10 protein-coding genes are annotated in these 12,228 nt (G+C 34.5%); 7 read left to right on the forward strand and 3 right to left on the reverse strand.

The features are described 5' to 3' along the window. Window positions 1–2: 2 nt before the first annotated feature. Both SIB75_RS01970 and purD read right to left on the reverse strand, forming a co-directional pair. Window positions 3–2,072 (reverse strand): ATP-binding protein, encoded by a 2,070-nt coding sequence (locus SIB75_RS01970; protein WP_413683753.1) that lies wholly within the window; start codon window positions 2,070–2,072, stop codon window positions 3–5. 15 nt (window positions 2,073–2,087) lie between these two features. Continuing rightward, the gene (gene purD / locus SIB75_RS01975; RefSeq protein ID WP_413683754.1) at window positions 2,088–3,401 is read right to left on the reverse strand and encodes a phosphoribosylamine--glycine ligase; all 1,314 of its coding nucleotides are present in this window, start codon (window positions 3,399–3,401) and stop codon (window positions 2,088–2,090) included. 189 nt (window positions 3,402–3,590) lie between these two features. Here purD and purC point away from each other — a divergent pair, with 189 nt between their 5' ends. From purC to msrA, 7 genes are all read left to right on the forward strand, one after another. Beyond that, complete coding sequence (gene purC / locus SIB75_RS01980) at window positions 3,591–4,334, forward strand: phosphoribosylaminoimidazolesuccinocarboxamide synthase (protein ID WP_413683755.1); 744 nt, start codon at window positions 3,591–3,593, stop codon at window positions 4,332–4,334. 54 nt (window positions 4,335–4,388) lie between these two features. Beyond that, window positions 4,389–6,692, forward strand: coding sequence for a BamA/TamA family outer membrane protein (locus tag SIB75_RS01985; protein WP_413683756.1), 2,304 nt, complete (start codon window positions 4,389–4,391; stop codon window positions 6,690–6,692). Next, window positions 6,692–7,537, forward strand: a complete 846-nt coding sequence (gene lpxC / locus SIB75_RS01990; protein WP_413683757.1) for a UDP-3-O-acyl-N-acetylglucosamine deacetylase — start codon at window positions 6,692–6,694, stop codon at window positions 7,535–7,537. The genes SIB75_RS01985 and lpxC overlap by 1 nt, the downstream gene beginning before the upstream one ends. Before the next feature lie 63 nt (window positions 7,538–7,600). After that, complete coding sequence (fabZ, locus tag SIB75_RS01995) at window positions 7,601–8,008, forward strand: 3-hydroxyacyl-ACP dehydratase FabZ (protein WP_413684762.1); 408 nt, start codon at window positions 7,601–7,603, stop codon at window positions 8,006–8,008. A gap of 4 nt (window positions 8,009–8,012) precedes the next feature. Next, window positions 8,013–8,864 carry an acyl-ACP--UDP-N-acetylglucosamine O-acyltransferase gene (gene lpxA, locus SIB75_RS02000; protein WP_413683758.1) on the forward strand — a complete coding sequence of 284 codons (852 nt, stop codon included), beginning with the start codon at window positions 8,013–8,015 and terminating at the stop codon, window positions 8,862–8,864. Between the two features lie 3 nt (window positions 8,865–8,867). Further along, window positions 8,868–10,043, forward strand: coding sequence for a lipid-A-disaccharide synthase (gene lpxB, locus SIB75_RS02005; protein ID WP_413683759.1), 1,176 nt, complete (start codon window positions 8,868–8,870; stop codon window positions 10,041–10,043). Then, window positions 10,040–10,666: a peptide-methionine (S)-S-oxide reductase MsrA gene (gene msrA, locus SIB75_RS02010; protein WP_413683760.1), complete on the forward strand. Its 627-nt coding sequence runs from the start codon at window positions 10,040–10,042 to the stop codon at window positions 10,664–10,666. The genes lpxB and msrA overlap by 4 nt, the downstream gene beginning before the upstream one ends. Window positions 10,667–10,708: 42 nt before the next feature. On the opposite strand, the gene SIB75_RS02015 is transcribed toward msrA, so the two are convergent. Next, window positions 10,709–12,196, reverse strand: coding sequence for a leucyl aminopeptidase (locus SIB75_RS02015; protein ID WP_413683761.1), 1,488 nt, complete (start codon window positions 12,194–12,196; stop codon window positions 10,709–10,711). Window positions 12,197–12,228 lie beyond the last annotated feature (32 nt).

Consider the following 12,228-nt stretch of genomic DNA (forward strand, 5'->3'; position numbering starts at 1 on the left):
TTCTATTTTATTAAAGACTTATCATTTTCAAGTTCCCAATTTTTTCTCGCAGATTTTAGTAATAACTGATCAGAATCAGAACCTTCTAAAGGAAGTTCAAACCAAAAAGTCGTTCCTGTATTAGGTTCACTAGCCATTCTTATTTCACTTCCGTGTTTATCAACGATACCCTTGACAATTGAAAGCCCTAATCCAGTTCCTACTTCAGTGTGAACTGAATCCTCAACTCTATAAAAACGTTCAAAAATTCTTTGTTGATCTAGTTCAGAAATACCACAGCCCGTATCAGATACCTCAACTCTGATTTTTGGCATGGGAGACAAAATCTCACAATGTGGAGCTTTATTGTCTTGATCAACTGGCGAAGCAACGCAAATGTCTGGCCATGTATATGCCTTTAAATTTATTATTCCTCCTTCTTTACTAAATTTAAGTGCGTTACCAACAAGGTTGTCTAAAACTTGGAGAATCATATCCCAATTTCCTAAAACAAATGCTAAATTACTTTCAACATTAAGTATTAATTTAACATTTTTATCTTCAGCATTAAGTTTGTAGTTTCTGAGGGTTTGTTCCATTGCTTCTTTTATATTTAGTGATTCTAATTGAATTGTTCTCCCAGACTCCAACTTGGATAAATCAAGAACATCATTTACTAAGCGAGTAAGTCTATCTGTCTCTGAATTTGCAACACCCAGAAATTCTTTTTGCTCCTCTTTTGTAAGTTGTTCTCCTAAGTCATATAGTGTCTCAACATAACTTTTTATGTTAAATAATGGAGTTCTTAATTCGTGCGAAACATTGCTTATAAATCTTTTTTGTGCTGCATTTAATTGGACTTCCCTAGTGAGATCTTGAACCGTAACAGCAATACCCTTTATATTCTCTCCTGTTGTGTCTCTAACAGACTTTAAAACTATACGAAGTGTTCTTGGTGGTTCATCAAGATTGCAACGCAAATCATCACTGTCTCCAAAGTTGTTCAAGAGGGAGGTTATTGGTGTTTCGAGCTCTTTTACTAGAGAATCAGGAAGTTGATTTAATAATTTTTGACCTTCAATATTTCTACCCTCCCAGCGAAAAAGTCTTCTAGCAGTTGGATTGACTAAAACAATATTTCCTTGTTCGTCAATGAGAAGCGCTCCATCAGCCATTGTGGCTATTAAAGATTGCTGTTTGACTTGCGCAGCTTTTAATTCTTCAATATTCGCTGCATCATAGTCTTCTAATCGTGATGCCATTGCATTAAACCCAGTTAAGAGTTCGCCCAGTTCACCATTCATAGGGAGATCTACTCTTGATTTGAAATTACCTTTAGCAATCTCTCTGACTCCAATAACTAATTCTTTAATGGGACGAGTGATTGTTAGAGCATTAAATACTGCGCCAATTATTACTAAAACCCAAATAGAAATAAATACTGCTACTGTGATCTCTCTAGTTAATGCAGCTGTGGCAAGAGCTTTTTTATTGGGTGTTACACCAAGAGCTAAGGCGCCAAGATATTCACCCTTCCAAAGCATAGGAACAAAAACATCTGTTACTTGACCTTGTGGTGTTGAATGTTGTCTAACTAATGGAAATTGAGGTTGTTTTTTTAATTCGCTTGGTAGTTTAAGTTTCCTAGTTAGTTGCAAGGCGCCTTCTACTTCAGATTCTGTAGCTGTTGCGCTTACAGGAATACCCAGTTTCACTAAGCCATCAGGATCAGTAAAGAAAATATATCTTAAATTTCTGCTTGAACGCCAAAACTTCTCTGCTACATTGAAAAGCTCTCTTGTTTGATTCTTTGCGACTAATTCCGTAACGTTCCCAGATAATAATAATCCTAGATCTCTTGCATATCTTGTATCATTCATACCTGCATCTTTTTGAATACTACTCAGAGAAAAGAACGTAATAAGTGTCATTATAAAACTCACTACTAGGGTCCCAAAAGCTAGTAATTTTGATCTCAAATTAAATCTTGACCACCATAAATTTATTTTTTCTATGATACTTAAATCATCCATTAAGCCATCTTCGTTTGACGATGAAAAAGAATTATTTTGTCTAAAATCTGAATTATTCATTTGAATTTAATTGGATTAAATATTTCTAACTTGGTAACCAATATCTTCGCGAAAATGCATACCATCAAATTTAATTTTCTTTAGGTTAGAGTATGCTAATTCAAAAGCCTCATTAAAGCTTTCTCCCTGTGCAACTATTGAGAGAACTCTTCCACCTGAAGTAATTATATTGTTAGATTTATCCACCGTGGTTCCTGCGTGAAAAACTTGGAGAGCAGAATTTGATTCAATATTAATATCTATTTTGTCACCTTTTTGAGGGCTTTCAGGATACCCCTTAGATGCGGCAACAATGCAGGCACTTCGCTTGGTTTTGAATGTAAGTTTTGGAGCATTCTCTAACGCTCCTTTGGCGCAGGCAAAAAGTACAGATGCAAATTCTTTTCCCATTAAAGGCATTAAGGCCTGACATTCTGGGTCGCCAAAGCGGCAATTGAATTCAATAACTTTTGGTCCAGAGGACGTGAGCATTAATCCTGCATAAATGACTCCAATATATTTGATGTTCTTTTTTTTCAGACCTTTTAAAGTAGGTATAAGAACAAGCTCTTTTAAGTCATTAAGATCTTTTTGATTGATTAGAAGTGCAGGTGCATAAGCTCCCATCCCTCCAGTATTTGGACCGTTATCTCCGTCAAGTAATCTTTTGTGATCCTGGGCTGGAGGAAGAATAATTAATTTTTCTCCATCACAAAGAGCAAAAATAGAAACTTCTGGCCCTTCAATTTTTTCTTCGAGAATAATTTTATTTCCTGCAGAGCCAAACTTTCCAGAAAATACTTCTACAATCGCATCCCTCGATTGTTCAATGGTTTCACATACAGTTACTCCTTTACCTGCAGCAAGACCATCTGCTTTTATAACAAGAGGTTGATTGAATTTTTGAAGAATTTTTAGTGCTTCCTCTTTAGATCCTGCCGACCAATACTTGGCTGTAGGGATATTGTTTTCTATCATCAGATCTTTAGCCCAGCCTTTACTTGCTTCTAATTGAGCACCTTCTTTGCCGGGACCAAATACTGTCAATCCTGCGTCACGCATTTTATCTGCTAATCCCTTTGCTAGAGGGACTTCAGGACCAATAATTACTAAATTAATTTGAAGTCGTTTACATTCACTAATAATAGTTTTTTCATCTTCAGATTTGGTTTTTAGGCAAATACATTTCTCAAAGTTTGATGTGCCACCATTCCCAGGACAAACATATATTTGTTGAATAGATTCATTTCTTGATAAAGCCCAGGCAATAGAATTTTCTCTACCTCCGCTTCCAATTATTAATATTTTTTTTAGTTGGCTTAAGCCATTAGTTTTTTGAATTTTTAACATAATTTTTCTCTTGCTTGGATGAAAAAATAGTTTTAGTAGATCTTTAATTAGCTTTTGATTATTATTTAATATATTCTTTGAAGAAAACTTGTTTAGTAGTTTGGAGCTTTTTCTTTAAATTACTTTGTTTTGATTGGGGTGATTTTTTTAGCATTGGCTATTTATACTAATTAGATATCAGAGGTATTAATGAATCATATCCAAGGACCACTCATATATGAAGGGAAGGCGAAACGAGTTTTTGCATGTGAAAATCCAGATAGGGTTTTAATAGAGTTCAAAAATGATGCTACTGCTTTTAACGCAAAAAAACGATCAAATATTGAGGGCAAAGGCCGCTTGAATTGCAAAATTTCTGCGGCTCTTTTTAAATTACTTGAATTGAATGGAATTCCTACGCACTTTTTAGAACTTCATTCAGAAACATTCATGATTGCAGATAAAATTAGTGTAATTCCTTTGGAAATTGTTATTCGCAATATTGCTACAGGTTCATTGTGTAGAGAAACACCTATTAGTCAAGGAACAATATTAAACCCTCCACTCCTTGATTTATATTATAAAGATGATGAATTGGGAGACCCGATACTTACAGAAAGTAGATTAAAGTTGCTTGATTTGATAAGTACTTCTCAGATGGAAGAGGTAGAGAAAATTACTAGAAGTGTAAATAAGATTTTAAAAGAATATTTTGATTCACTTGATTTACTATTAGTCGACTTTAAATTAGAGTTTGGTCTTAATTCGTTAGGGAGACTTGTGGTAGCCGATGAGATAAGTCCAGATAATTGTAGGTTTTGGGATAAAAGAAACTCTGATCCCAAAGATCGTATCCTTGACAAAGACCGCTTTCGGCAAGATCTTGGAGGTGTTATTGATGCTTATGAGGAGATTTTGAAACGTATAGAAAAAGAACCCTCTAATGCTACTTAAGCCAATTATTCTGGGCTAAGAATTACGTAATTTAACTGAATTGTTTTGAAATCTATGTTCAAAAGACACACCAGCTCTAATAAGAAATTAAAAAGTAATAGTGCATTTGCAATTGCTTTGGCATTTCCTTTTGTTAGTCTTTTTGGAGAAACTAAGGCTTCTAAAATAATTTCAGGTGAAAATAAATTACTTATTGAAAATGAATATATTCAAAGTTTCGAATTTATGAATAAAGTCAAGAATAATAAATTTAATTTAAAGTTTGATGATTTTTTAGTTGCTGATGAAATAAATAAAAAAGAAGAAAATAATGTAACTGAAGAAAAAAGAGTATTAATTTCAGAGATAATTATTGAGGGACTTGAAGATCATCCTGACAAAGAGCGATTGGAGGTTCTAGCTTATGATTCAATTTTAATTAGACCGGGTAGTAAAGTTACAAGTGAAGAAGTTAAGAAGGATTTAGATCGGATTTATTCAACTGGCTGGTTCTCGGGAGCAAAAATTGAATCTTTAGAGAGTGCTTTAGGAGTCCAACTTCTGATCAAAGTTAATCCAAATCCTATATTAAAAAAAATTACTATCTTACCGCCTGTAAGAAAAATATCTAATACAAAATTGAATAAGATTTTTAATAATGATTATGGAAAAACCTTAAACCTCAATACTCTTCAGATAAGAATTAAAGAAATTAAAGACTGGTATAATTCTAATGGCTACTCATTAGCAAGAATATCTGGACCAAGTCGATTAACTAAGGATGGAATTGTAGAACTTAATATTCAAGAAGGATATATAGGTGGTATAGAGATTAGTTTTATTGATGAAGATGGTAATACAGAAGATGAAAAAGGAAGAATTATAAAAGGAAAAACAAAAAAATGGGTAATTGAAAGAGAATTAATCACAAAAGTTGGAGATATATTTAATAGAAATAAATTAGAATCAGATATAAAAAGACTATATTCAACATCACTTTTTAATGATGTAAAAGTAACGCTTAAGCCAGTTAAATCTAAACCAGGAAATATCATAATTTCATTAGGTATAACTGAGCAAAGAACAGGTTCTTTGACAGGTGGGCTTGGCTATAGCGGAGCTCAAGGTGTGTTTGGACAAATTGGATTACAAGAGTCCAATCTGATTGGTAGATCATGGTCATCAAATATGAATTTGACTTATGGTGAATATGGGGCCTTGTTGAATATTTCCTTATATGACCCATGGATTAAAAATGATAAACACAGAACATCTTTTAGAACTTCGTTGTATTTAAGCAGAGAAGTTCCGCAAGAACTAAGAAGTCAAGATGGAGGAAGTATTCGAGGAGTTATAGATAGATATGAAGCACCTAATTCATCGATAAGTTACGACACTAATCAATCTCACAAGTTAGATTTAAATGATAATAATACTTTAATTGAAACTGGACCATTTGCTAATCTTTCTTCGGCTAAGTTGTCGGCCCCTCAGTTTAGTTGGTTTGATTATGAAGGTGACTCTATTGTCTTAGAGCGAACAGGAGGAGGCTTCTCTTTCGCAAGACCTTTAAATGGTGGTAACCCTTTAAAAAAAGTACCTTGGAGTGTTCTTATTGGTGCAAATCTCCAGAAAGTTAAACCAATAGACTATGCAGGCGATAAAAGACCTTATGGTGTTGCATCCACAAATTTTAAAGAAGGTAAAGCACCTAAGAATGAAGTTATTTGTGTTGCATTTAATTGCTCTTCAGAAAATACACTTATTAGTTTTAAAAGTGCCGTTACTTACAACAATTTAAATAATTCAAGAAATCCAACCTCCGGAGATTATTTAAATATTGGTTCAGAACAATTTATTAGTTTAGGCGAGAATTCACCGACTTTTAATAGATCTAGGGTTAGTTATTCACGTTTTTATCCTGTTGATTGGTTGAAGTTCCACAAGGGTTGTCGTCCTAAGCCTGGTGAAAAGGCAGATTGCTCCCAGTCGTTAGGTTTTCAGGCAAAGATAGGAACAATTATTGGAGATCTACCTCCTTATGAAGCATTTTGCTTGGGAGGAACCAGCTCTGTTAGAGGTTGGAATTCTTGTGATCTAGGCGTTGCAAGAAATTATGGTGAGGCAACAGCAGAATATAGATTTCCTATTTGGCGATTAGTCTCTGGGGTGCTATTTGTTGATGCAGGATCTGATTTTGGTTCCCAATCGAATGTTCCAGGGAAGCCTGGGAAAATTCTTGAAAAACCTGGATCTGGTTTTTCAGTGGGTCCTGGAGCAGTCATAAATACACCTGTTGGCCCAATTCGGATAGAGGCAGCTAGTCAAGATTTTAGTGGTAATTGGCGATATAACATCGGAATAGGCTGGAAATTCTAGTGTTCTCATTTCCCGATGATTATGAACAAGGTTGGACGCTTCAAAATGAGATTGAAAAAGATGGTATTGGATTGCATACAGGTCTTAAATGTACGGTCATTATTAAGCCAACAGATTTAATTGGATTTTATATTTCTTTTGCTGACGAACCTAATAAAGTTATTCCTATCGATATTTCCCATGTAAGGAATACTCCTTTGTGCACAACACTTGATCTGAATGGAAAAAAAGTATCTACGGTTGAACACTTGCTCGCTTCATTAATTGGCGCAGGTTTAACTCATGTACATATAGAAATAGATGGAAGTGAGATCCCTTTGCTTGATGGTTCTGCGATTGGTTGGATTGAGGAAATTGAGAAGGTGGGAATAATTAGTTCGACTTCATCTCCTAGACCAAGGCCAGAAATAACATCTCCAATTTTTGTAAGCCATGGAGAAAGTGTTATTTTTGCTAAACCATCAAAAAATTTGAAATTAATAGGTTTGATTGATTTCCCATATAAGGCAATTGGACAGCAAATGTTCTCTATTGAGCTTTCTCCAAATAATTTTGTTAAAGAAATTGCACCTGCTCGGACTTTTGGCTTTCTTGATCAGTTAGAAGAATTAAAGAATGCTGGACTAATTAAAGGAGGAGCACTTGAAAATGCCTTGGTTTGTAATGGTGATTCTTGGGTAAATCCACCCCTGAGATTTGAAAATGAACCAGTGCGTCATAAATTGCTTGACTTGATTGGAGATCTAGCTCTTGTTGGATTGCCGAGGGCTCAAATTTTTGTCTACAAGGGTTCTCACTCTCTTCATGCTCAATTTGCAGCTTCTCTTCAAAAGGTATTAACTTAATTAAATCTGATTTTGACTGACATCTCTTCTTCCCAACCTCTTGTTTTAAATAGCGAGCAAATAATGGGGCTTTTGCCTCATAGATATCCTTTTGCGCTTGTTGACAGAGTGATTGATCATGACCCAGGAAAGAAAGCGGTGGCAATAAAGAATGTCACTCTTAATGAGCCTCAATTTCAAGGCCATTTCCCTGACAGGCCATTGATGCCAGGAGTCTTAATAGTAGAAGCAATGGCTCAAGTTGGTGGTTTGATTGTTTCTCAAATGCCTGATCTTCCAAAAGGACTGTTTGTTTTCGCTGGGATTGATTCAGTTCGGTTTAGGCGACCAGTGGTTCCTGGAGATCAATTATTAATATCTTGTGAGTTGATAAGTATCAAAAGGAAGAGATTTGGAAAAGTTAGGGGCGAAGTAAAAGTTGAAGATCAATTGGTTTGTTCTGGAGATTTGATGTTTTCTCTTTTGGATTGATCTGATGGGTGAACTGGAATCTTCTGAAAGCTTAATAGCAGATAAAAAAGTTAATATTCATGGCTTTGCTGATGTGTCTCCTAAGGCTGAACTTGGGAAAGGTGTATGTGTGGGTCCAGGGGCTGTAATTGGTCCAGATGTGATTGTTGGTCCCAATACTTGGATAGGACCAAATGTAATCATCGAGGGAAAAGTGAAAATAGGATCTAATAATAAGATTTTCCCAGGAGCATGTATTGGATTAGAACCCCAAGATTTGAAGTACAATGGAGATCCTACAAATGTTTTAATTGGAGATAATAATACTTTTAGGGAATGTGTAACTATTAATAGGGCGACTTTTGAAGGAGAGAAAACGATAGTTGGGAATCACAATTTATTAATGGCTTATTCACATTTAGGACATAATTGTGAAATTGGAAATAATGTAGTAATTGCTAATAGCGTACAGATTGCAGGTCATGTTGTTGTAGAAGATAGAGCTGTTATTGGAGGTTGCTTGGGGATACATCAATTTGTTCATATTGGTTATTTAGCGATGATTGGAGGCATGACGCGAGTTGATAGAGATGTTCCTCCATATTGCTTGGCAGAAGGTCATCCTGGAAGAATGAGGGGACTAAATAAAGTTGGAATTAAAAGGAAAAGTATTGATAAATATAATAAAGAAGAATATCTACAATTGAAAAGAATCTGGAACTTATTATTTAAATCTGAATATGTAATTTCTGATGGTTTGAAAATTGCAAAACAAGAGAATTTATTGCAATCTTCCGCAAGGTTATGTGGATTTATAGAACTCTCAATTGGGAAAGGTAGAAGAGGCCCAATGCCTTCTTTAATGCCAACTAAATAAATAATGAAGCTATTAATCAGCACTGGTGAAGTCTCTGGAGATTTGCAGGGAAGTTTGTTAATAAAAGCTTTAAAGACTAATGCCGAAAAAAGAAAAATTGAACTAGAGATAATTGCTTTAGGTGGTGAAAGGATGAGAGAGGCTGGTGCTAAATTAATATCTAATACCTCTTCAATAGGTGCAATTGGTTTTTTGGAAGCTCTTCCTTACGTTCTTCCAACTTTAAATTCACAATCAAAAATTGACAATTACTTAAGTTCTTCCCCTCCTGATGCAATTATTTTAATTGATTATATGGGGCCAAATATTCGACTAGGGTTAAAAGTAAAAAAAAAGTTCCCTAATATTCCAATAATTTATTATATTGCGCCTCAGGAATGGGCCTGGAGATTAGGCGATTCGGGTACAACTGATTTGATTAGTTTTACAGATAAAATCTTAGCTATCTTTGAAGAAGAAGCTAAATTCTATTCAAATAAGGGAGGGAATGTAAAATTTGTGGGTCATCCAATGTTGGATTTTTATAGAGATATTCCTACTAGAGAAGATTCAATGAGGAAATTAGGATTAACTCCTGATAAAAAACTTCTTCTTATCATTCCAGCTTCTCGAAAACAAGAACTTAAATATATTTTACCTACATTGCTAATAGCCGCTAAGCTTCTTCAGGAAAAGGATCCTTCCATTACTGTTCTAATACCATCTGGTTTAAAAGAATTTGATAAACTATTAAATAATTCATTAAAAGAATATGGTGTATCTGGAAGGATTATTTTGTCGAATGAAGTAGATAATATTAAGCCATTTTTATTTTCGGCTGCTCATCTTGCTTTAGCTAAGTCTGGAACGATAAATATGGAATTGGCTTTAAACTCAGTTCCACAGATCGTTGGATATAAAGTAAGTAGAGTTACTGCTTTTTTCGCAAGATATTTATTGCGATTTAATGTTAAATATATTTCCCCAGTTAATCTTCTTTTAAATAAAATGTTAATACCTGAGTTTGTACAAGAAGATTTTAAATCAAAAAAAATTTTTAATGCAGCATTAAGAATCCTTGAAGACAATTCGTCAAAAGAAGACATAATGCATGGTTATAAAAGATTGAAAAATAAATTAGGGAAGCCTGGAGTTACAGATAGAGCTTCAAAGTATATTCTGGACATGTTATTTCAATGATTCCTATGAAGAAAATCCTCAGAAGAATAATAGCATTGTGTCTGCTTATGCAACTATTAATAACTTTCCCGGTGAAAGCATTTGCCGAATCAGAAGAAGCTATTTTTGCAGGAGGTTGTTTTTGGTGCCTAGAGCATGATCTAGAGAAACTTGATGGAGTCGTTATAGCTGAAAGTGGATACTCGGGAGGAGATCTGATTAATCCCACATATGATAATCATAGTGGTCATCAAGAGGTTGTAAAAGTTATTTTTGATCCCGACATTATTGATTATAAAGATTTACTCAAGCAGTATTGGGTTAATATAGATCCTTTTGATAATGAGGGACAATTTTGTGATAGAGGTAATGCATATAAGCCTGTTATTTTTACATCTAATAAAGGACAAGAGAGTTATGCAAAAGAGAGTCAAGAAACTATATCTGTTGCATTAAATATACCTATGGACCAATTAAAGGTTGATATTATTGATTCAAAGACCTTTTGGATAGCAGAGAATTATCATCAAGATTTTGCAGTTAAAAATCCACTTAAATATAATTTTTATAGAAAAAGTTGTGGAAGAGATAATAGATTAAAAAAAGTCTGGGGAGATAAAAATCTTTTATTCAAAGATCTATAAAAATTTACTTTTTATGTTTAGATATTGATTCTTTTGAATTTATTAATTGGGCTTTTGACTCAAGTCTTTTATCCAATTAACTAATGTTCTAACTCCATAACCAGTTGCACCTTTTGGGTTAATATCTCTATCTTTTTCAGTCCAACATGTACCTGCTATGTCAATGTGCGCCCAAGGGATACTTGAGTTCACAAATTCTTTTAAGAATAAGGCAGCAGTAATTGAACCCCCTGGCCTAGGACCTGTGTTTTGCAAATCAGCAATAGATGATTTGATTCCAGATTTGTATGAATCTTGCATGGGCATCCTCCAAATGCCTTCTCCGGCTTTGGCTGCTGCTTTAGTTAATTGGCTAGATAACTTATCATCGTCAGTCCATAATCCGGCTATTTCATCGCCTAGTGCAATGACGCATGCGCCAGTAAGAGTCGCTAGATCTACGATTGCGTTAGGTTCGAGTTTACAAGCGTATACCAAAGCATCAGCGAGAGTTAATCTTCCCTCTGCATCAGTATTGTTCACTTCAATAGTCTTTCCATTGGAAGCTTTGACAATATCTCCAGGATGCAATGCAGAACCATTAATCATGTTTTCGCAAGAAGCAACAATGAAATGAACTTCGATGTTGTTTGGTTTTAGCTCTGCAATGGCTCTTGCTGCACCAAGAACAGAGGCACTACCTCCCATGTCGTATTTCATTTTTTCAATTTGAGAAGCTCCTACTTTTAAGTTGTATCCACCAGAGTCAAAAGTTAAGCCTTTACCAATTAATACGATTTTGTTTTTAGCGGTTTTTGAAGAATATTTTAAATGTATAAATTTGGGATCTAGATCTGATCCCTTGGCAACTGCTAAGTAAGCTCCCATGCCTTGATCTTCGCACTCTTGTTTATTAAGAATTTTTAAATCTAGATCATACTCAGATGCTAATTTCTCAGCTTCTTTAGCCATTTGATATGGAGTAAGAAAATTCGGAGGAGCTGAAACAAGTTCTCTAGCAAATTTAACTCCTTCGCATATAGGATTTATTTCAGCAATTGCTAATTCGGTAGCTTTGACATTTAATCCTATTAATTCAACTTCCTCTATTGAAGTTGATTCTTTTGGTTCTGATTTAAATCTAATATCTTTGATAGAAGACAATCGAACAGCTTCCCCAACTGCGGAGGCCGCTGATGATGGGTCAAAAGCATCCCAAGGGAAAGATATTCCTAATTTTTTTTCATAACCCAAAACTTGACGTGTTCCAATTGAAGCTGCTTTTCGCAAGTCCTCAACTCGAAGATTTTCAGCCTTACCTAGTCCTACAAATATAATTTTTTTTATTTTGCCTTCATTAAGTTCAATTGATAATTTTTGACTTTTTTGGCCTTCAAACTTTGCGTCATTAAACCTTTGGGTTATATAAGTGTCTTTTATAATTGTCTTAAATGAATTTATTTGACTTTCGATTCTTCCTTCTAAAATTCCCCAAATAAGTACTGATCCTGACCATTCGTTAATTTCTTTGGCGACTGCTGAAATTTGCATTTAATTTTTTTACTTACGTTAATGATAACAAT

The organism is Prochlorococcus sp. MIT 1011, from assembly GCF_047305235.1.
GTDB lineage: Bacteria > Cyanobacteriota > Cyanobacteriia > PCC-6307 > Cyanobiaceae > Prochlorococcus_B.